Source organism: Streptomyces sp. NRRL S-920, from assembly GCF_000717945.1.
GTDB lineage: Bacteria > Actinomycetota > Actinomycetes > Streptomycetales > Streptomycetaceae > Streptomyces > Streptomyces alboniger.
In genome coordinates, this window is record NZ_JODF01000094.1 from 1 (window position 1) to 20,061 (window position 20,061).

Annotated in this window: 16 protein-coding genes; 8 read left to right on the forward strand and 8 right to left on the reverse strand. The window is 69.8% G+C overall.

Annotated elements, in window-relative coordinates; translation table 11 throughout:
• From IG54_RS0135485 to IG54_RS0135515, 7 genes are all read right to left on the reverse strand, one after another.
• The coding region (locus IG54_RS0135485; protein WP_030794643.1) for an ATP-binding cassette domain-containing protein at nucleotides 1-463 on the reverse strand (463 nt) is incomplete at its 3' end.
• The gene (locus IG54_RS0135490) at nucleotides 456-1,517 is read right to left on the reverse strand and encodes an ABC transporter ATP-binding protein (protein ID WP_030794646.1); all 1,062 of its coding nucleotides are present in this window, start codon (nucleotides 1,515-1,517) and stop codon (nucleotides 456-458) included. The genes IG54_RS0135485 and IG54_RS0135490, both read right to left, overlap by 8 nt.
• 11 nt (nucleotides 1,518-1,528) lie before the next feature.
• Nucleotides 1,529-2,491: an ABC transporter permease gene (locus IG54_RS0135495; protein ID WP_030794649.1), complete on the reverse strand. Its 963-nt coding sequence runs from the start codon at nucleotides 2,489-2,491 to the stop codon at nucleotides 1,529-1,531.
• Complete coding sequence (locus IG54_RS0135500; protein ID WP_030794653.1) at nucleotides 2,484-3,413, reverse strand: ABC transporter permease; 930 nt, start codon at nucleotides 3,411-3,413, stop codon at nucleotides 2,484-2,486. The genes IG54_RS0135495 and IG54_RS0135500 overlap by 8 nt, the downstream gene beginning before the upstream one ends.
• An 81-nt stretch (nucleotides 3,414-3,494) precedes the next feature.
• A complete protein-coding gene (locus IG54_RS0135505; RefSeq protein ID WP_030794656.1) occupies nucleotides 3,495-5,120 on the reverse strand; it encodes a peptide ABC transporter substrate-binding protein in 1,626 nt (541 codons plus the stop codon).
• A 491-nt stretch (nucleotides 5,121-5,611) separates the two neighbouring features.
• The gene (gene typA / locus IG54_RS0135510; RefSeq protein ID WP_030794659.1) at nucleotides 5,612-7,486 is read right to left on the reverse strand and encodes a translational GTPase TypA; all 1,875 of its coding nucleotides are present in this window, start codon (nucleotides 7,484-7,486) and stop codon (nucleotides 5,612-5,614) included.
• Nucleotides 7,487-7,835: 349 nt separating this feature from the next.
• Nucleotides 7,836-10,346, reverse strand: coding sequence for an ABC transporter family substrate-binding protein (locus IG54_RS0135515; protein ID WP_030794662.1), 2,511 nt, complete (start codon nucleotides 10,344-10,346; stop codon nucleotides 7,836-7,838).
• 361 nt (nucleotides 10,347-10,707) lie between these two features.
• Here IG54_RS0135515 and IG54_RS42355 point away from each other — a divergent pair, with 361 nt between their 5' ends.
• The 6 genes from IG54_RS42355 to IG54_RS0135540 all read left to right on the forward strand — a co-directional run bounded on the left by IG54_RS42355 (nucleotide 10,708) and on the right by IG54_RS0135540 (nucleotide 16,167).
• Entirely contained in the window at nucleotides 10,708-10,851 is a 144-nt protein-coding gene (locus tag IG54_RS42355) for a hypothetical protein (RefSeq protein WP_158708993.1), read from the forward strand.
• A gap of 9 nt (nucleotides 10,852-10,860) precedes the next feature.
• Nucleotides 10,861-11,172: a hypothetical protein gene (locus IG54_RS0135520; RefSeq protein WP_030794665.1), complete on the forward strand. Its 312-nt coding sequence runs from the start codon at nucleotides 10,861-10,863 to the stop codon at nucleotides 11,170-11,172.
• 79 nt (nucleotides 11,173-11,251) lie between these two features.
• Nucleotides 11,252-12,088, forward strand: a complete 837-nt coding sequence (locus IG54_RS0135525; protein ID WP_030794670.1) for a hypothetical protein — start codon at nucleotides 11,252-11,254, stop codon at nucleotides 12,086-12,088.
• Nucleotides 12,088-14,016: a fumarate reductase/succinate dehydrogenase flavoprotein subunit gene (locus IG54_RS0135530; RefSeq protein WP_030794674.1), complete on the forward strand. Its 1,929-nt coding sequence runs from the start codon at nucleotides 12,088-12,090 to the stop codon at nucleotides 14,014-14,016. Before IG54_RS0135525 ends, IG54_RS0135530 begins: the two co-directional genes overlap by 1 nt.
• Complete coding sequence (locus IG54_RS0135535; protein WP_030794677.1) at nucleotides 14,013-14,783, forward strand: succinate dehydrogenase/fumarate reductase iron-sulfur subunit; 771 nt, start codon at nucleotides 14,013-14,015, stop codon at nucleotides 14,781-14,783. Before IG54_RS0135530 ends, IG54_RS0135535 begins: the two co-directional genes overlap by 4 nt.
• A gap of 115 nt (nucleotides 14,784-14,898) precedes the next feature.
• On the forward strand, nucleotides 14,899-16,167 hold the full coding sequence (locus IG54_RS0135540) for an alpha/beta hydrolase family protein (RefSeq protein WP_030794681.1): 1,269 nt from the start codon (nucleotides 14,899-14,901) through the stop codon (nucleotides 16,165-16,167).
• 107 nt (nucleotides 16,168-16,274) lie between these two features.
• Here the strand turns inward: IG54_RS0135540 and IG54_RS0135545 are convergent, their stop codons facing one another.
• Nucleotides 16,275-16,868, reverse strand: a complete 594-nt coding sequence (locus tag IG54_RS0135545) for an MBL fold metallo-hydrolase (protein WP_030794684.1) — start codon at nucleotides 16,866-16,868, stop codon at nucleotides 16,275-16,277.
• Nucleotides 16,869-16,998: 130 nt separating this feature from the next.
• On the opposite strand from IG54_RS0135545, the gene IG54_RS0135550 reads away from it, so the two are divergent.
• Nucleotides 16,999-17,907, forward strand: a complete 909-nt coding sequence (locus IG54_RS0135550; RefSeq protein WP_051820400.1) for a GlxA family transcriptional regulator — start codon at nucleotides 16,999-17,001, stop codon at nucleotides 17,905-17,907.
• Between the two features lie 96 nt (nucleotides 17,908-18,003).
• A partial coding sequence (locus IG54_RS0135555; RefSeq protein WP_037898366.1) for a TPM domain-containing protein occupies nucleotides 18,004-20,061 on the forward strand: 2,058 nt, incomplete at its 3' end.

Consider the following 20,061-nt stretch of genomic DNA (forward strand, 5'->3'; position numbering starts at 1 on the left):
TCATACGGGGATTCAGCGAGGTGTACGGGTCCTGGAACACCATCTGGATGTTGCGGCGGACCGCCTTCAGCGCACGCCCCGACAGCTTGGTGATGTCCTGGCCCTTGTAGAAGACCTCGCCGGCCGTGGCCCGCTCCAGGGTCATCAGGAGCTTGGCGACCGTGGACTTGCCGCAGCCCGACTCGCCCACGATGCCCAGCGTCTCGCCCTGGTACAGGTCGAAGGAGATGCCGTCGACCGCCTTGACCGCACCCACCTGCTTCTTGAACAGGATGCCCTGGGTCAGCGGGAAGTGCTTGACCAGGTTGCGGACCTGGAGGATCGGCTCGCCCCGTTCGGCCGGGGCCTCGATCGCCGCCACTGCCTCCTCGGCGGTCACGGCCTCGACCGTCTCCACCTCGGAGACGTTCGGCGTCACTTCCAGCGGCTCGGCGGCCTTCGAAGCCTTCGTCGGCTCAGCCATGGATCGTCTCCTTCCAGAAGTGGCACGCGCTGCCGCGGCCCGGCAGCTGAGCGCCGTCCTGCTCGGTGACCGGCACCAGGGCCGGGACCTCCGTGCGGCAGACGTCCTGCGCCTTGGGGCAGCGCGGGTTGAACGCGCAACCCCCGGGGATCTTGAGCAGGTTGGGCGGCAGGCCCTTGATCGCGTATAGCTCGTGGCCCTTCTGGTCGAGGCGCGGGATCGAGTCGAGCAGGCCGCGCGTGTACGGGTGCGCGGGGCGCTTGTACAGCTCGTGGACCGGGGCCGTCTCGACGATGCGGCCCGCGTACATCACCGCGATCTTGTCCGCGACGTCGGCGACCACGCCGAGGTCGTGGGTGATCAGGATCAGGCCCATGTTGTACTCGCGCTGAAGCTCCGCGAGCAGATCCATGACCTGTGCCTGGACCGTCACGTCGAGCGCCGTGGTGGGCTCGTCCGCGATGATCAGGTCCGGCTCCAGGGCGAGCGCCATCGCGATCATGATGCGCTGGCGCATACCGCCGGAGAACTGGTGCGGGTAGTCGTTCACCCGCTCCTTGGCGGCCGGGATCCTGACCCTGTCCATCAGCTCGATGGCCTTGGCCTTGGCCTCCTTGCGGCCCATCCCCTCGTGCACCCGGAACATCTCGCCGAGCTGGTAGCCCACCGAGAGAACGGGGTTGAGGGACGACAGCGCGTCCTGGAAGATCATCGCGATCTTGCGGCCGCGGACCTTCCTGCGCTCCTCGTTGGACATCTTGAGCATGTCCTGGCCGCGGAAGAGGATCTCGCCCTGCGGGATCTTCCCGGGCGGCATGTCGAGGATGCCCATGATCGCCTGAGCGGTCACGGACTTCCCGGAGCCGGACTCACCGAGGACCGCGAGCGTCTCGCCCGCGTCCACGCTGTAGTTGACGCCGTTGACTGCCTTGACCACACCGTCGCGGGTGTGGAACTCGACGTGCAGGTCCTTCACGTCCAGGAGCCTGCCGCTCTTCTCCTCGCCCGAGCGGGGGGCGGGGATCGAGTCTTCCTTCATGTCGATGCTGGTCACGTACGCCTCCCTCAGCGCAGCTTCGGGTCGAGGGCTTCGCGTACGGCGTCACCCATCATGATGAACGCCAACACCGTGATGCTCAGCATTCCTGCCGGGAAGAACAGCGTGTGCGGGTTGTTGCGGATGTCGTCCGTGGCCGTGGAGATGTCGCCGCCCCAGGAGATGGCGTCGTCGGCGAGGCCGAGACCCAGGTAGGACAGCGTCGACTCGGCGACGATGTACGTACCCAGTGAGATGGTCGCGACGACGATCACCGGGGCCAGCGCGTTCGGCAGGATGTGGCGGAACAGGATCCGCCTGGTCCCCGCGCCGAGCGCGCGCGCCGCCACTACGTAGTCGGCGTGCTTGGTCGTGATCACCGCGCCGCGCATCACACGGGCGATCTGCGTCCAGCCGAGGAAGGCCAGCGCGCCCATCACGACCCAGACGGTGCGGTCGGTGAAGGCGTTCAGGACGACCATCGCGCCGAGCAGGAACGGGATGCCGAAGAAGACGTCGATCAGACGCGAGATCAGGCTGTCCCAGAAGCCGCCGAAGTAGCCGGCGAGCATGCCGCACAGGCCGCCGAAGAAGGTGACCAGGAGGGTCACGCCGAGGCCGACGAGGATGGAGTTGCGCGCGCCGTAGACGACGCGGGAGTAGATGCTGCGGCCCGTCCTGTCGTACCCGAACCAGTCGGCCTGGAAGAAGTGGCTCAGCTCCGGCTTGTCGAGGAAGTGCTTGGCCTGGTCGCCGACCCCCGGGTCCGCGCTGGTGAACAGGCCGGGGACGGCCGCCACCAGGAGCAGCACCAGGATCAGGACCGAGGAGATCACGAAGAGCGGGTTGCGCCGCAGTTCGCGCCAGGCGTCGCCCCAGAGGCTGCGCGGCTTGCCCGTCGAGGCGTGGGCCGAGACGGCGGAACCGGCGACGACTTCGTCCTGCGCCGCGGCCGACTCGTCCGTGGTCGAGGTCTTGGTGAGGTCAGGCATAACGGATCCTCGGGTCCAGGACCGCGTAAAGCAGGTCGACGAGCAGGCTGGCTGCGAGGTACACGAGCACCAGGACGGTGACGACACCGACGATGACCGCGCCCTCACGGCGGGCCAGCGCCTGGAAGAGCAGGTTGCCGACGCCCGTCACGTTGAAGATGCCCTCGGTGATGACCGCGCCACCCATCAGGGTGCCGATGTCCGTACCGAGGTAAGTGACCACGGGGATCAGCGAGTTGCGCAGCAGGTGCCGGGTGACGATCCGCTGGCGCGGCAGGCCCTTGGCGACCGCGGTGCGCATGTAGTCGGCCTGGCGGTTCTCGGCGATCGAGGTCCGGGTCAGGCGCGCCACATAGGCGAGACCGACCATGCCGAGTACGAGGGCGGGCACGAGCAGTTGGCTCATGCTCTCGGAGTCCTGGACCGTGGGTGTGATCCACCCCAGTTCGTTGCCGAAGAACAGCTGGCAGAGCAGGCCGACCACGAAGATCGGGACGGAGATCACCAGGAGCGTGAAGAGGGTGACCGTGTTGTCGACGAACCGTCCGCGCCGGATGCCCGCGAGGACACCGAGGGAGATGCCGACGATGAGTTCGAACGTCCAGGCCATGGAGGCCAGTCGCATCGAAACCGGGAAAGCCTGGGTGATCTCGTCGAGCACCGGCCGGTTACCGGCGATGGTGTTGCCGAAGTCCCCCTGCAACAGCCCACCCATGTAGTGCAGATACTGCTGCCAGAGCGGCAGATCGAGACCACGGTCGTGCCGGATCTGCGCGACCTGCACGGGGTCCGGCGGCTTGTCGCCCCACAGCGACCGCACGGGGTCGCCGGGGAGGACGTTGACCATGATGAAGATCAGCAGTGTCGTCCCGATGAAGACCGGGATCATCTGGAGCAGTCGCCGCGCGACATAGCGCCCCATTGTGCCTCCGTCCATTGCGGAGCCGCCCGATACGGCACCCGGGGTTTCCGGGTGCCGTATCGGGGACGGAACTCCGGGCGCCTACTTCTCGAAGACCTCGACGTCCGTCAGGACGGGGTCGCCGGCCTGGTCGAACTCCATGTTCTTCACGTTCGTCGAGTGGCCGGAGGTGATCTTGTTGTACCAGAGCGGGATGCCCGGGAAGCTGTTGCGCAGCTCCCTCTCGGCCTCCTGGTACAGCTTCGCGGACTCGTCGATCGTCTTGGCGGCGTCGGCCCGCTTGGTCAGGGCGTCGAACTTCTTGTCCGAGAACTCGCCCTTGTTGCCGTCGACGCCCGTGCCGTAGAGGTCGGAGAGGAAGTTGCCGTTGAACGGGTAGTCGAGCACCCAGCCGGACCGGTACATGGCCTTGACCTGGCGCTTGTCGCGCACCTCGGTGTCGGCCTGGAAGTCGGTCTTCGGGTCGCCGACGCACTTCACGCCGGTGTTCTTCTGGATGTCGTTGCAGACCGCGGTGACCCAGCCCTTGTGCGGCTGGTCGGCGTTGTACTGGATCGAGATCTTGTTACCGGGAACGCCGCCGCCGTCCTTGACGAACTGCTTGGCTTTCTTCGGATTGAACTTGCAGAACTCGCCACAGGCGCCCGCCTTGTAGCCCTTCACGCCCGTGGCGACCCAGCCGCTGGCCGGCTCACGGGTACCGGAGAACGTCGTCTTGACGATCGTTTCGCGGTCGATCGCCATCGACAGGCCCTGGATGACCTTCACGTCGACGTCCTTGAACGTCTTGCTGTAGAAGGCCGGGTTGATCGTGTTGATCGCCGAGTAGTCCGACGTGATGGCGCGGTCGCCGAAGTCCTGCTTGTAGTTGGCCAGTTCGCTGTCCGGGATCTGCGGCATCGTGTCGACGTTGTTCGAGCGCAGGTCGTTGTACGCACCCTGCGGCGTCGTGTACGCCTTGAAGTTGATGCCGCCGTTCTTGGGCTTGTCCTCGCCCTTGTAGCCGGACCAGGCGGTGACCTGGATCGACTTCTTGTGGTCCCAGCTCTTGAACTTGTACGGGCCGTTGCCGACCGGCGACTCGCCGTACTTCTTCGGGTCCTTCAGCGCGGCCGAGGGCATCGGGAAGAAGGGCTTGTAGACGAGCTTGTACTCGTAGTACGGGATGCCGTGGTCCAGCGTGATGGTGAAGGTGTTCTCGTCGACGATCTTCAGGCCGGACATGGCCTTCTTCTTGGCCTTGCCCTTCGCCGGGTGGACGTCTTCGTAGCCGACGATGTCGCGGTACCAGGAGCTGTTCTGCTGGCCGTTGGCGGGGTCGGCGGCCCAGTTCCAGGCGTCCACATACGACTTGGCGGTGACGGCCTCGCCGTTGTGGAACTTCCAGCCGGGCTTCAGCTTGACGGTCCACACCTTGTTCGCCTTGTCGGGAGTGACCGACTCGGCGTTCTCATAGGTGATGTCCCCCTGCTTGTCGTAGTACACCAGGCCCGTGAAGAGCGAGTCGATGACGACGCTGCCGTACGCCTCCATGGTGTTGGACGGTTGCAGAGGGTTCTGCGGCTCACCGTTGGCGTAGCTGACGATCCCCTTGGGGTCGACCTTGCCGCTGCCCTTCTTGTCACCGTCGCCGCCGCCGCAAGCGGTGGCTGTCAGTGCCACGACACCGGCTATGGCGACCCACTTGGCGCTCTTGGCACCGCGCATGGGGTTCCTCCTCATGAGTCCACTTGTTCACTACAAGAGGGGGTACGGGTGATCGCGCCGACACCCCTGACGGCGAAGATCGAGTACCCCAGTGTGCTCGTGAGTCGGCGCTCCCCACAGCGCGTGACCCATTGACCCGAGCTATACGCGGTCAACTATTAGCCATGAGGTACCGGTCGACCACACCCTTTTGGTCTCGGTTCAATCACACCTGGCCCGTACAACTTCCAAAATCCGGACAAACCGATCCTAGATAGATGGTTGCGAAACGGACGTGTTACACATCTAACGGTCAACGATGTCCGCATAGCGGACGTTTCACCGTGAAAAAGGAGTTGCCACGGACGCCTTCACGCGGCAGTGCCACACCGTACCGCCAGCACAAACGCGAAAGGCCGGCTTCCGCCCAACTCCCTTGCGGGAGGGCGGAAACCGGCCTCATGCGCACCGCGGGCACCACCGGATGTTTACCAACCGGCAGTGCGGGCGGGTCAGTTGCGCTTGGCGCGCGACGCGGTGCGGCCGCGCTCCTTCTGGTCCAGGACGACCTTGCGGATACGCACGGTCTCCGGGGTCACCTCGATGCACTCGTCGTCGCGGCAGAACTCCAGGGACTGCTCGAGGGAGAGCTTGCGCGGCGGCACGACGTTCTCCGTGGAGTCCGCGGAGGCGGCGCGCATGTTGGTGAGCTTCTTCTCCTTGGTGATGTTCACGTCCATGTCGTCGGAGCGCGAGTTCTCACCGATGATCATGCCCTCGTACACCTCGGTGCCGGCCTCGGTGAAGATGACACCGCGCTCCTGGAGGTTGATCATCGCGAACGGCGTGACCGTGCCCGCGCGGTCGGCGACCAGGGAGCCGTTGTTACGCGTCTTCAGCTCGCCGAACCACGGCTCGTGGCCCTCGAAGATGGAGTGCGCGATGCCGGTGCCGCGGGTCTGGGTCAGGAACTCCGTACGGAAGCCGATGAGGCCGCGGGACGGGACGATCCACTCCATGCGGATCCAGCCCGAACCGTGGTTCGTCATGGTCTCCATGCGGCCCTTGCGGGTCGCCATCAGCTGCGTGATGGCGCCGAGGTGCTCCTCGGGCGAGTCGATCGTCATGCGCTCGATCGGCTCGTGGACCTTGCCGTTGATCTCCTTGGTGACCACCTCGGGCTTGCCGACGGTCAGCTCGAAGCCTTCCCGGCGCATGGTCTCGACGAGGATGGCCAGCGCCAGCTCACCGCGGCCCTGCACCTCCCAGGCGTCGGGGCGCTCGGTGTCCAGGACGCGGAGCGAGACGTTACCGATCAGCTCCTTGTCCAGGCGGTCCTTCACCTGGCGGGCGGTGACCTTGTGGCCCTTGCCGCCCTTGCCGACCAGCGGCGAGGTGTTCGTACCGATGGTCATGGAGATCGCCGGCTCGTCGACCGTGATCAGCGGCAGCGCGATCGGGTTCTCGGGGTCGGCCAGGGTCTCGCCGATCATGATGTCCGAGATACCGGCGATGGCGCAGATGTCACCGGGGCCGGCCTTCTCGGCGGGCTTGCGGGTGAGCGCCTCGGTCATCATCAGCTCGGTGATGCGGACGTTCTGCTGGGTGCCGTCGCGCTTGATCCACGTGACGGTCTGGCCCTTGCGCAGCTCGCCCTGCTCGACGCGGCATAGCGCGATACGGCCGAGGAAGTTGTCGGCGTCCAGGTTGGTGACGTGGGCCTGGAGGGGCGCCTCTTCGTCGTACTCCGGAGCGGGGACGTGCTCCAGGATCGTGGTGAAGAACGGCTCCAGGCTGTCGCTGTCGGCCGGGACGGTGCCGTCCTCCGGCTTGGTCAGCGAGGCGATGCCGTCACGGCCGCAGGCGTAGACGATCGGGAACTCGATCTGGTCCTCGTCGGCGTCCAGGTCGAGGAAGAGGTCGTACGTCTCGTTGACGACCTCGTCGATCCGGGAGTCCGGGCGGTCGGTCTTGTTGATGCACAGGATGACCGGCATCCGGGCCTGAAGGGCCTTGCGGAGCACGAAGCGGGTCTGCGGCAGCGGACCCTCGGAGGCGTCGACGAGCAGGACGACCGCGTCCACCATCGACAGACCGCGCTCGACCTCACCACCGAAGTCGGCGTGGCCGGGGGTGTCGATGATGTTGATGGTGATCGGCTCGCCACCATCCTTGGGGTGGTACTTGACGGCCGTGTTCTTGGCCAGGATCGTGATGCCCTTCTCACGCTCCAGGTCGTTCGAGTCCATCATGCGGTCGTCGAGCGACTCCGCGGCGTGGGCGGCGAAGGCGCCGGCCTGCTTGAGCATGGCATCGACGATGGTCGTCTTGCCGTGGTCGACGTGGGCGACGATGGCGACGTTACGAATGTCGTGGCGCGTGGGCATACAGCTGCGCTTCTCCCGGGAAGAGTGGACGGCGGCGCGTACGGTCCGGTACGCGTGCCCTGCCGGGCAGACAACACGCCACGGCCTTACCCCAGTCTACGTGGCTCGCGCGGAGGCGGCCTCCGCGGGGGGTTTCCGAGCAGCCTGGAGCGCACGCGCACGCTAGGGGGTGTCAAGGGTGAAACCGCAGGTCAATGGGTGAATACGACCTTGCCCGCCGGGTGCCCGGCGGGCAAGGGAGTTGAGCGTAATCTGAGCGTCGGTCCCGTGAAGACCTCGTGTACGGCCCCTGGACGAGGCGTACGTCACTCCACGGACGAGACGTGCGTCACTTCGCGGACGAGGTGTGTCACTTCGCGGAGGGCGAGCCGGACGGCTTCGCGCCCGGCTTCAGGAAGCCGATGTCCTCGTAGTGCGGGGCCTGGAAGCCGAAGGCCCCGGCGTTGGCCAGGTTCGGTCGGGCCGCCATCAGCTGGGGGCGCTGGTAGAGCGGGATGGAGCCGGCCTCGGCCCAGATGCGGGCGTCCGCCTTCCGTACCAAGGAGCGTGACGTTTCTTCATCGAGTTCACCCATCGCCTGATCGAAGAGCTGGTCGATGTGGTCGGTGCCCACGCGCGTGTAGTTCTGCTCGACGTTCAGCGAGCCGTCCGCGGCCGGGACCGGCTTGGCGAAGATCGGGCGGGCGTCGGTGGCCGGGAAGGCCGAGGCGGGCCACGAGTAGAGGGCGAGGTCGTACTGGCCGGACGCGATGTGGTCCTTGAAGTAGCTGGTGTCGGAGACCTTCGCGGTCTCCGTGCGCACGCCGATCCTCTCCAGCATCCGTGAGATCCGGTCGGCCACGGTGCGCAGCGGCTCCGAGCCCTCTCCGGACGGCAGTACGAAGCGGAGGGTGAGGGGCTTGCCGTCCTTGGCGAGCGGCCCGCCGACGCCTGCGGCGGGGGCGGCGGGCGCGGCGGTTCCCTTGGGGGCGTACGCGCCCGGGGCACCGCCCTTGGCCTGGTCCCGGGCGTTGGACTTGACCGCGGACTTCTGCTCGTCGTGGGGGCCTGTGTGGTCCGCCGCGTCCTTCTTCTTGGCGCTCACTTTCTCGCCGCTGCTTTTCTTGACGTTCTTATTCTTGAGGCTGTTCTTCTTTGCGCTGTTCTTCTTGGTGCTGCTCTTTGTCTTGGTGGCGGCCTTCTTCGCGGCGGCCTTCTTGGCCGCTGCCTTCTTGACCGCGGCCTTCTGCTTGGCGTCGGTCTTCTTCTTCGCGTCGGTCGTGGTGTCGGCCTCGCCCGGGAGGCCGAGGACGTCGGCCTGGCGGGTCAGCGCAGCCCGCTGGTAGGCGGCCGCCGGCCCGGGAGCGAGCACGTATGTGCTGCTGTCGGCGGGCTTTCCGTCGTCCTCGCCGACGATGTAGGTGCCGTCGTCGGCCTGACCGTCCTGACCGTCCCGACCGGAGCCCTCGCCGGATTCCGTTCCGGCCTCTCCGCCGGCCGTCTTCGGCTTCTTCTCCTTCAGCTTGTCCTTCAGGGCCCCGCCCGGCGTCCAGCCCGCGTCCGCGAGCAGTGCCCTGGCCTCGGCGGTGTCCTGCTCGCCGAGGGCCCCACTGTTGTCCGCGTACGCCTGCTGCCCGGCGAGGGCGAGATGGCTGCCGACCGGCTCCGCGGGCAGGCCGAGCGGCTTGAGCACCGCCTCCGCGAGCGCCTCGCGGTCCAGGGCGCGGGCCACCGCGCGGCGTACCCGGTCGTCCGCGAGCGGGCCCTCGGAGCCGTTGAGGGCGAGCTGGGTGTAGGCCGGCTCCAGGGACTTGCGGACCACATAACCGCTGAGGCCCGCCTGCTCGGTCGCGTACTTCTTCACGGCGGTGCGCGTCGCCTCGCGCGCCTCGGCCTCGGCCGCCGCGGCCTCCTCGTCGGAGCCGTTGACGATCGCCCAGGAGCGCAGCGCCTTCGCGGGCGTGAGCTGTGCGCCGGGCCCGTGGGCCAGCGGGTCCTGGCCGCCGCTCTTGTCGCGTGCCGCCAGCGTGATCCGCCCGGCCTCCGTGGAGTCGATCTCGGCGAGGTCGACCTTGCCCTTGGCGAGCGCTTCGGCCCGCTCGGTGCGCGGCACCTCGCGCAGCACGAGCTTGTCGAGCTTGGCCGGGCGCCCCCACCAGCGCGGGTTGCGTCCCAGCGTCATCTCACCGGCTCTGCGGTCGATGTCCGCGAGCGCGAAGGGCCCCGCGGTCACCTTCAGTTTGCGGCGCGCGCCGTCGTTGAAGGTGTCGGGGCTGCCCATGACCTGCTTCGGATACAACGGGGAGAACAGTGCGCGCCAGTCGGCGTAGGGCTTGGCGAAGGTGACCCGCACCTCCAGGTTGTTCGCGCCGCGTTCGATCTTCTCGATGCGGTCGTATCCGGCGTTCCGAGCGGTCCAGTACGCGGAGTCCTTGCCTGACAGCGCCCGCCACTGCGCGGCGAAGTCGTCGGCGCCGATCTCCCGGCCGTCACTCCAGACCGCCTGCTGGTTGAGCTTGTAGAGGACGACCTGCTGGGGCTCGCGCTCGACGACCTTCGCAGACTCCAGGAAGTCGGCGTTGCGCTGCGTCCTGCCCTGCGCGTCGAGGCGGAACAGGGACGGCAGGACCGCGCCCGCGACGCGGGAGGTGCCCGCGTCGGCGTCGGCCTGGAAGGTGTTGAGGGTCTCGGGCAACGCGTCGAGCGCCCAGCTCATGGTCCCCCCGTCGGCGACCATGTCCCGGGCCGCCGGGGCGACGTCCTGGCCCGCGGTCGGCCGGCCGGCCTCCTCGTTCGAGCTGCATCCGGCGAGGGTGGGCAGGGCCAGCACCCCCGTCGCGAGGAACACGACAGATCTGACCCTGACGCGGTCGTGGGACATGGGTGGTACCTCCGGGGTCCGGGGCTCGCCCGGCCGCCCGCTACCAGGACCGGGCCGGGTTTGATCACGTTTGGCGGTATATGGAGCTGATCACATCTATGGCCCCACTGAAGGTGACCGGACGGAGCGCGCGGCGGAGGCACGGCGCGGGGGCGCCCAGATCCCACTCGTGCGGCCCAATGAAGCACCCGCGGGCCGAGGCGCGTGCGGGCCCGGGGCCTCCCGCGCGATCCCCCTGGATCCCGTGCGCCCCCTCGGTGGGCCTTCCGCGCCCCCCGCACCGGCTCCGGTGCGCCCCCCCTCGATGGATCTCGTGCGCCCCCTGGACCTCGTACGGCCGCATGGGCGGGACCGGTCGGCCATGGTCGAGATCGGCACGATTGGTGCGTGTTCCGGCGCATTCACCGCCCCCGATCCGGCAATCGGCGCAGATCCCTTCACAAGCCGGGATGTGACGCGCGACACTCGCAGCCGCATGAGCGTTGCCACCGCACATCCGAAGTGAGGGCAAGTCATGGCTCTGCACGATGAATTGACGGCTGTTCAGCGCTGCGTCGACGAGTTGGTCCGCACCGTCGGCAGGTTGGAACAGCAGGCCGGTGACCAGGTGGCGGGCATCGACGTGCGCCGGGTGCGCACGGACACCGACCGGCTGAGCGAGAGCGTCGCCCTGCTGCGCGCCTCGGCCCTGCCCCAGCCCCGCGAGAAGCCGCGCGCACCCGACCTCGTGACCATCCCCGACGCCCCGTACGACAGCTCGCTGTGGTCGAGCGCCGGGGACCTCGACGACGAGGGCCTCGGTGCGAGCGGCCGCCACGCGCCCTGATCCACCGCCCCCCTGACCCACCGCCCCCTGAAGCCCTCCCCCATCCCGAGGTACCCGAGGACGAAGGAGTGGAGCCTCGTTGGCCACCGGCACGGAACCCCAACCGAAGAGCGGTACGGCCCCCGGCGGCGGGGTACGCGACGGCACGCGCGCCGCGATCGCCGCTGCCCATCTGCGGACCGACCGCTGGTGGCTGGCGCCCGCGGCGACCGCCGCCGGGCTGCTCGCCTTCGTCGTGTACTCGACCTGGCGGGCGTTCGCGAACGCGGACTACTACCAGGCGCCCTACGTCTCGCCGTTCTACTCGCCCTGCCTGGCCGACAACTGCGCACCGATGCGGTCCGGCCCCAACTGGGAGATATTCGGCAGCTGGTGGGGCCTGTCGCCCGCGCTGCTCATCCTGATCTTCCCGCTCGGCTTCCGGCTGACCTGCTACTACTACCGCAAGGCCTACTACCGCGGCTTCTGGGCGTCACCACCCGCCTGCGCGGTCGCCGAGCCGCACAAGAAGTACTCCGGTGAGACCCGCTTCCCGCTGGTGCTCCAGAACATCCACCGGTACTTCTTCTACGCCGCCGTGCCGGTCGCGGGCATCCTCACGTACGACACCGTGCTCGCGTTCCGCGACGAGCACTACGAGTGGGGCCACATGGGCCTCGGCACGCTCGTCTTCCTCCTCAACATCGTGCTGATCTGGGCGTACACGCTCTCCTGCCACTCGTGCCGGCACATCGTCGGAGGCAAGCTCAAGCACTTCTCCAAGCACCCGGTCCGCTACCGCATGTGGCAGTGGGTTGGAAAACTGAACGCACGCCACATGCTGCTCGCGTGGGCGTCGTTGGTCAGCGTGGCACTCGCCGACTTCTACGTGTATCTGATCGCGTCCGGCGCCTTCGACGATCCGAGGTTGTTCTGATGTCTCAAGTGGAGCGGCAGCAGTGGGACGTTGTCGTGGTGGGCGCGGGTGGCGCGGGACTGCGGGCCGCGATCGAGGCGCGTGAGCAGGGCGCCCGTACGGCCGTGATCTGCAAGTCACTGTTCGGCAAGGCCCATACGGTGATGGCCGAGGGCGGCATCGCGGCCTCCATGGGCAATGTGAACTCCGGCGACAACTGGCAGGTCCACTTCCGTGACACCTTGCGGGGCGGCAAGTTCCTCAACCAGTGGCGGATGGCCGAGCTGCACGCGCGCGAGGCGCCCGATCGCGTATGGGAGCTGGAGACCTGGGGCGCCCTGTTCGACCGTACGCCGGACGGACGAATCTCCCAGCGCAACTTCGGCGGGCACGAGTATCCGCGCCTCGCGCACGTCGGCGACCGCACCGGCCTCGAACTGATCCGCACACTCCAGCAGAAGATCGTCTCGCTACAACAGGAGGACTTCCGGGAGTACGGCGACTACGAGGCGCGCCTGAAGGTCTTCCAGGAGTGCACGGTCACCCGCGTACTGAAGGACGGGGACCGGGTCAGCGGGACCTTCTGCTACGACCGCGAGTCGGGCCGCTTCTTCGTACTGGGAGCGCCCGGCGTGATCCTCGCGACCGGCGGCATCGGCAAGTCCTTCAAGGTGACGTCGAACTCGTGGGAGTACACGGGCGACGGGCACGCGCTGGCGCTGCTCGCCGGGGCGCCCCTGCTGAACATGGAGTTCGTGCAGTTCCACCCGACGGGCATGGTCTGGCCGCCGTCGGTCAAGGGCATCCTCGTCACCGAATCCGTGCGCGGCGACGGCGGGGTGCTCAGGAACTCCGAGGGCGAGCGGTTCATGTTCGACTACGTCCCCGACGTCTTCAAGGAGAAGTACGCGCAGTCCGAGGAGGAGGGCGACCGCTGGTACGACGACCCGGACCACAATCGCCGACCGCCCGAACTGCTGCCCCGTGACGAGGTCGCGCGCGCCATCAACGCGGAGGTCAAGGCGGGCCGCGGCTCACCGCACGGCGGGGTCTTCCTGGACGTGTCGACGCGTATGCCCGCCGAGGTCATCAAACGCCGACTGCCCTCCATGTACCACCAGTTCAAGGAGCTGGCGGACGTCGACATCACCGCGGAGGCCATGGAGGTCGGGCCGACCTGCCACTACGTGATGGGCGGCATCGCGGTCGACTCCGACACCGCTGCCGCGCGCCGCGTGACGGGGCTGTACGCCGCGGGCGAGGTCGCGGGCGGCATGCACGGCTCCAACCGGCTCGGCGGCAACTCCCTGTCCGACCTGCTCGTCTTCGGGCGCCGCGCGGGACTGCACGCGGCGCGGTACGCGGCGGGCCTCACCGCGCGCCCCGTGGTGGACGAGGCGCAGGTGGACACCGCGGCGGCCGAGGCGCTGCGGCCGTTCAGCGCGGAGGGCCCCGAGGACGGGGCGACGCCGGAGAACCCGTACACCCTGCACCAGGAACTCCAGCAGACCATGAACGACCTGGTCGGCATCATCCGTCGTGAGGCCGAGATGGAGCAGGCCCTGGAGAAGCTCGCCGAACTGCGGGTGCGGGCGCGGCGGGCCGGGGTGGAGGGCCACCGCCAGTTCAACCCGGGCTGGCACCTCGCGCTCGACCTGCGCAACATGCTCCTGGTCAGCGAGTGCGTGGCGCGGGCCGCCCTGGAGCGCACGGAGAGCCGCGGCGGCCACACCCGTGAGGACCACCCGGCGATGAACCGCGAGTGGCGGCGCGCCAACCTGCTCTGCCAACTGACCGATCCCAGCGAGGGGCTGGCGGCTACCGACCCCGTACGCGGTCAGATCGACCTCGTCCGCGTGACGACCGAACCCATTCGCCCGGACCTGCTCGCCCTCTTCGAGAAGGAGGAGCTGGTCAAGTACCTGGCTGAAGAGGAGCTGTACGAATGAGTTCGTACGACGCGCGATTCAAGGTCTGGCGCGGGGGTCCGGGCGGTGGCGGCCTCGAGGACTTCAAGGTCGAGGTCAACGAGGGCGAGGTCGTGCTCGACATCGTCCACCGCCTCCAGGCCACCCAGGCGCCCGACCTCGCGGTGCGGTGGAACTGCAAGGCGGGCAAGTGCGGTTCGTGCTCGGCGGAGATCAACGGCCGGCCGCGGCTGCTGTGCATGACGCGCATGTCGGTCTTCGACCGTGACGAGGTCATCACGGTGACGCCGCTGCGGGCCTTCCCCGTGGTGCGGGACCTGGTCACGGACGTGGGCTTCAACTACACGAAGGCCCGTGAGGTGCCGGCGTTCGTGCCGCCCGCGGACGTCGGACCCGGTGAGTACCGCATGCAGCAGGCGGATGTGGACCGCTCGCAGGAGTTCCGCAAGTGCATCGAGTGCTTCCTGTGCCAGGACACCTGCCATGTGGTGCGCGACCACGAGGAGAACAAGGGGGCGTTCGCCGGCCCGCGCTTCCTGATGCGGGTCGCCGAACTGGACATGCACCCGCTGGACGCGGCGGCGGAGTCGGGCCTCGACCGCAAGCGGGCCGCGCAGGACGAGCACGGGCTCGGCTACTGCAACATCACCAAGTGCTGTACGGAGGTGTGTCCCGAGGGCATCAAGATCACGGACAACGCGCTGATTCCCTTGAAGGAGCGGGCCGTTGACCGGAAGTACGATCCGCTGGTGTGGCTGGGGAACAAGATTCGGCGCCGGGCCGAGTAGGGGGCGCGGGGGTGGTCGCCGGGCGCCCCTGAGGGGACTGGGGGTCATCCCCCAGCCGGGAAATCCATGATTTCCCCCATGGTGGCGAGGGGGGTGTGACGACCAGCATGGACGCATGACTTCTCGTGCTTCCCTGACCCGCAGGTCCCTGGTCGGGCTCGCGACGGCGGGGCTCGCGTCGGCCGCGCTGTCCCTTCCCGCGTCCGCCGCGACGGCCCCGCGGTGGCCCGCCACCGGAGCGCCCTCCCCAACGCCCTCCCCAGCGGCGGTCGCCCGTCTGCCCGTGTCCACGGGGCCGTATGAGACAGGGACCGTGTCGGCCCGGCTCGTCGACCGCTCGCGGCCCGACCCGTGGGTGCCCTCGCAGCCGTACCGCGAGCTGATGATCAGCGTCTGGTATCCGGCCGCGCCGGGATCCGGCGAGACACACCGCCGTGCTCGCTACATGGCGCCGGGTGCCGCCGAGCGCTGGGACGCCACCGCGCCGCACGGCATTCCGAGGGGTGCCCTCGACTTCGCGGGCCTGCGCACGCACGCCCGTGAGGGAGCGCCGGCCGACACCCGCGGCGGGCGACGCCCCGTGCTGGTGTACGCGGCGGGCGCGGGCGACCCGCGCACGTGGGGCACGACGCTGGTCGAGGAGATGGCGAGCCACGGCTATGTCGTGGTGACCGTGGACCACACGTACGAGAACCCTGGAGTGCGGTTCCCCGACGGTTCGGTCAAGGGCGACGGGCCGTTGCGCGAGGCGCTGGCCGAGGCGCAGCGGAACGGCACGGTGTCCGCGCTGCTCAAGAAGATGCTCGACACCCGGGTCGCCGACTCCACGTTCGTCCTCGATCGCCTCGGCTCCCTTCCGCACGGCCTGCCCGCGGTGATCGACCGGCGGCGCGTGGGCATGTTCGGTCAGTCCGCGGGCGGGATCGCCGCCGCGCAGACAATGTACGAGGACCGCAGGGTGCGGGCGGGCATCGACCTGGACGGCACGCTGGAGTTCAATCCGGAGCCGAACGGCACCCATCTGATGCCGGTCGCGCGGCACGGCCTGGACCGCCCGTTCCTGCTGATGGGCCGTGAGGGCAGCGACCGCACGAGCGAGCCGTCGTGGCGGGAGTTCTGGTCCCACAGCACGGGCTGGAAGCGGAACCTCACGTTGCGCGGCTCCCGGCACCAGACGTACACCGATCTGAGCGTGCTGCTGCCGAGAGCGGGGGTGGGCCGGAAGACGATCGAGGAGCACATAGGCACGGTGGATCCGCGGCGGGCGGTGGCGGCCCAGCGGGCCTACGTGAGGTCGTTCTTCGACCGCTGGCTGAAGGGGGAGGACGACGGTCTGCTGGAGGCTCCTTCGGGGCGGTATCCGGAGGTGGAGTTCGCGGGGTGAGGGCCAGTGGCCGCCGACGCCTCCCTCAGCACGGGCCGCGGCTCGAACCGCTCCCCCTTACGCGCCGCCCCCTCAAGCGCCCGCCGACGGTCGTCACCGCACCCAGGTCAGCGCGGCGTGCTGTCTGCGGGCCTGAACGGGCCGCCGTGGCCCGGCACGATCAGGTCCGCCGCGTCGAGCACCCGGATCCGGGAGGCGCGCAGGACCTCGCGGTCGGGGGCGACCGGGTCGTCCACCGGGCCGTCCGCGTGCCACCACAGGTCACCGGCGAAGGCGACCACGCCCGAGTCGGTGCCCGCGAGGAGCGTGATGTCCTCGGTGCTGTGGCCCGGGGTGCGGATCAGCCGGAGCGAGGGGGTGAGTTCGTAGCCCTCCGCGTCGCGGTTGCGCCACTGGTCACCGGTGTACTCGACCTTGTGGTCGTGGACGCGGGCGCGGGCGAACAGTCCCACGTTCATGGTGTTGTCCGGGTGGTGGTGGCTGAGCACCACATCGGTGATGTCGTCGGCGCCGAGCCCCAGTTCGGCGAGCGGGGCGAGGATGTCGTCGCGGCTCGCCACCATGCCCGGATCGAAGATCACGTGCCGTCCGGCGTCGGCTATGTAGGAGACGGTGGCGGCGACTCCCGGGCCGGTGGAACCGACGTAACCGGTGGTCAGGATCGTGTATGCGGCGCTGCGGCCGAGCGGTGCGGCTGTCATGGCTCTGATCCTTCCGGTCGCGTAGCCGGACCACGAGTGGCACAACTGCCGCTGATCGCAGGATTAGTGCCAGACTGCTCGTGTGCCTCCCTTCGTGACCGTCGCCGCGTACACCCCGCCCGGAGTCGGCATGCTCGCCGTCGGCATCGTCACCGAGGTCTTCGCAGCGCACGGCCCGGCGGCGCCCGGCTTCGACCTCGCCCTGTGCGCCGACCGCCCAGGGGTGGTCCCCACGGATGTCGGCGTGCCGCTCACCGTCACGCACGGCCTGGACCGGCTCGCCTCCGCCGATCTGGTCATCGCCCTGCCCGGGGCCGATTTCCGCACACCGCCCGCTCCCGCCGTGCTCGACGCGCTGAGCGCCGCCCATGAGCGCGGCGCGCTGGTCGCGGCCCACTGCGTCGGCGCCTTCGCGCTCGCCGCCGCCGGGCTGCTCGACGGGCGGCGGGCCACCACTCACTGGCGGTTCGCCGGTCTGCTCGCCGAGCGCCACCCGGACGTCACCGTCGAACCGGCCGCCCTCTACATCGACGAGGGAAGCCTCGTCACGGGCGCGGGAGCCGCCGCGGGCTTCGACCTCTGCCTGCATCTGCTGCGCCGCGAGCACGGGGCCGCGATGGCCAACGCGGTCGCGAGGGACGTGGTGCTGCCCTCCCACCGCGACGGCGGGCAGGCGCAGTACGTGGCCGCGCCCGTCCCCGAGGACAGCCGTGACGAGCGGCTCGCCGAGGTGCTCGCGTGGGCCCGCGAGAACCTCCACGAGCCGCTTCCCGTCGCGGAGCTGGCCCGGCGCGCCATGATGAGCAAACGCTCCTTCGCCCGGCGCTTCGCGGCCGCGACCGGCACCACCCCGCACGCCTGGCTGCGCGGCCTGCGGCTGAGCGGCGCGGAGGAACTCCTGGAGACGACGGACCTGCCGGTCGAGGAGGTCGCCCGTCGTGTGGGCTACGGCAGCGCGGCCGTCCTGCGCGAACAGTTCGTGCGCCGCCGCGGGGTACCGCCCCGCTCCTACCGCCGCTCCTTCACCAGCACGCCCTGACACCGGGCGGGCCTCCCCTCCAGGGCGGGCCTTCCCTCCAGGGCAGGTCTCCCCTCCGGGTCGCGGCGTCCCGGACGGGGTCATACGCTCCCAAATGTGACGCCGCTCCCGTGCAGAGCCTCGCGGGCAGCCGCGGTCGCTGTGGCCGTGCTGCTCTCCTGGTTGCCGCTGCTGTGCCCCGCGCCCGCCGCCGCCGAGGACCCCGTCACGCTCTCCCGCACCGGCCAGATCACCGACAGGGCGGGCGCCCTCGGGGACCGTGCGGACGCCGCCGAGCGGGCCCTCGACCGGCTCTACGACGACCGCGGTGTGCAGCTCTTCGTGGTGTACGTACGTGATTTCTCCGGGCGTTCCGCACAGCGCTGGGCGGACGCCACCGCCGAGCGCAATGGGCTCGGCCTGGATGACGTGCTGCTCGCGGTGGCCACCCACGACCGGCAGTTCGCGTACTCCGTGGACGCGGACTCGCGGCTGGATGACGCGCAGCTCCGCGAGGTGGCCACCACCGCGATCCGGCCCGCCCTGCGCGAGAACGACTGGGCCGGTGCCGCCATCGGCGCGGCGAACGGTTATCGGGCGGTCCTCGCGGGTGATCCCGTGCCGACCCCGTCCCTCACCCCCGGAACGGCCGACCCCGGAACGGCCGACCCCGGCGCAGGCGACGACTCCGTGGCCGGTGACCTCGTGCTGCCCGTGGCGGCGGCGGGCGCGGCGGGGGTCGCCGCGGTGGTCGCGTACCGGCGGCGCAAGAAGCGGCTCACGACGCGTACGACACCGGGCGGCGGGTGGGGGCGGGGCGCGGGCAAGGACCTCACGCCGCTGCCCGAGCTGGACAGCAAGGCCCGGCTGCTCCTCGTAGGGACTGACGACGCGATCCGGACGAGCACCGAGGAGCTGGGCTTCGCGACCGCCCAGTTCGGCGAGGACGCGGTCAAGCCCTTCGGCGAGGCGCTGGCGTACGCGCGTTCGGAGCTGACGGCGGCGTTCCGGCTGCGGCAGGAGCTGGACGACGCCATCGCCGAGGACGAGCCGACCAGGCGCCGCATGCTGGACGAGATCATCGCGCGCTGCACGGAGGCGGACCGCCGCCTGGACGCGCAGAGCGCGCACTTCGACGAACTGCGCGCCCTGGAGAAGAACGCCCCGCAGGCGCTGGAGCACGCCGAGACGGCGTTCCGGCAGGTCGCGGGGCGCGCGGGCGCGGCGGACGAGACCTTGGCCGCGCTTCGCGGGACGTACGCGCCGAGCGCCTCCGCGGCCGTGCTCGGCCATGTCGAGCAGGCCAAGGACCGCCTCGTCTTCGCCACCACCCACCTGAACGCGGCCCGGCAGTCGGTCGACGCGGGTGACAGCGGCGCGGCCGCCGTCCATCTGCGGGCCGCCGAGGGCGCCGTCGACCAGGCGGGGACGTTCGTGGACGCGGTCGACCGTATCGCCGGCGAGCTGGCGGGGGCGGCCGAGCGGCTGCCCGGCGCGCTCACCGAGACCGAGGCCGACCTCGCCGACGCGCGGGGCCTGCTCGAAGGCACCGCGGCGGGGGTCTCCACGGCCGACCTGCGGGGCCGCGTCGCCCGCGCGGAGTCGGTGGTCGCCGAGGTGCGGGGCCACATGGCCTCGGGCCCCTACGACCCGATCGCCTCCCTGCGCCGCGTGGAGGAGGCCGACGCGGCGCTCGACGCGGCCCTGGCGGGCGCCAGGGAGCGCGAGACCACCGAGCGCCGCTCCCGTGACCTGCTCGGTCAGGCCCTGCTCACCGCCCGCAGCGCCGTCGGGGTGGCGACGGACTACGTCACCACGCACCGCGCCGCCGTCGCCAGCGAGGCCAGGACGCGGCTGGCCGAGGCCGGACGCCATCTCGCCCGCGCGGAAGCCGCCCGGGAGGGCGACGCCACGGCCGCGCTCGCCGATGCCCAGCGGGCGGACTCCCTGGCCCGGCAGGCGCAGCAGCTCGCGGAACGGGACGTGCGGGGGTACGGCAATCCGTACGGGGGGCTCGGCCCGGGAGGCGGCCGGGGCGGCGGCATGGGCGGCGCGGTGCTCGGCGGGATCATCCTCGGCGACCTCCTCGGCGGCATGGGCCGCGCGGGCGGCGGGCGCCCAGGGGGTGGCGGCTTCGGCGGAGGCGGGCCGGGGAGCTTCGGCGGGGGCGGGACG

What these genes read in the sequence shown, in the direction of transcription:
- IG54_RS0135495 (WP_030794649.1), bottom strand. Translation starts at nt 2,491, where the DNA reads ATGCCTGACCTCACCAAGACCTCGACCACGGACGAGTCGGCCGCGGCG.
- IG54_RS0135500 (WP_030794653.1), bottom strand. Translation starts at nt 3,413, where the DNA reads ATGGGGCGCTATGTCGCGCGGCGACTGCTCCAGATGATCCCGGTCTTC.
- IG54_RS0135505 (WP_030794656.1), bottom strand. Translation starts at nt 5,120, where the DNA reads ATGCGCGGTGCCAAGAGCGCCAAGTGGGTCGCCATAGCCGGTGTCGTG.
- typA (WP_030794659.1), bottom strand. Translation starts at nt 7,486, where the DNA reads ATGCCCACGCGCCACGACATTCGTAACGTCGCCATCGTCGCCCACGTC.
- IG54_RS0135515 (WP_030794662.1), bottom strand. Translation starts at nt 10,346, where the DNA reads ATGTCCCACGACCGCGTCAGGGTCAGATCTGTCGTGTTCCTCGCGACG.
- IG54_RS42355 (WP_158708993.1), top strand. Translation starts at nt 10,708, where the DNA reads ATGGTCGAGATCGGCACGATTGGTGCGTGTTCCGGCGCATTCACCGCC.
- IG54_RS0135520 (WP_030794665.1), top strand. Translation starts at nt 10,861, where the DNA reads ATGGCTCTGCACGATGAATTGACGGCTGTTCAGCGCTGCGTCGACGAG.
- IG54_RS0135530 (WP_030794674.1), top strand. Translation starts at nt 12,088, where the DNA reads ATGTCTCAAGTGGAGCGGCAGCAGTGGGACGTTGTCGTGGTGGGCGCG.
- IG54_RS0135535 (WP_030794677.1), top strand. Translation starts at nt 14,013, where the DNA reads ATGAGTTCGTACGACGCGCGATTCAAGGTCTGGCGCGGGGGTCCGGGC.
- IG54_RS0135540 (WP_030794681.1), top strand. Translation starts at nt 14,899, where the DNA reads ATGACTTCTCGTGCTTCCCTGACCCGCAGGTCCCTGGTCGGGCTCGCG.
- IG54_RS0135545 (WP_030794684.1), bottom strand. Translation starts at nt 16,868, where the DNA reads ATGACAGCCGCACCGCTCGGCCGCAGCGCCGCATACACGATCCTGACC.
- IG54_RS0135550 (WP_051820400.1), top strand. Translation starts at nt 16,999, where the DNA reads ATGCTCGCCGTCGGCATCGTCACCGAGGTCTTCGCAGCGCACGGCCCG.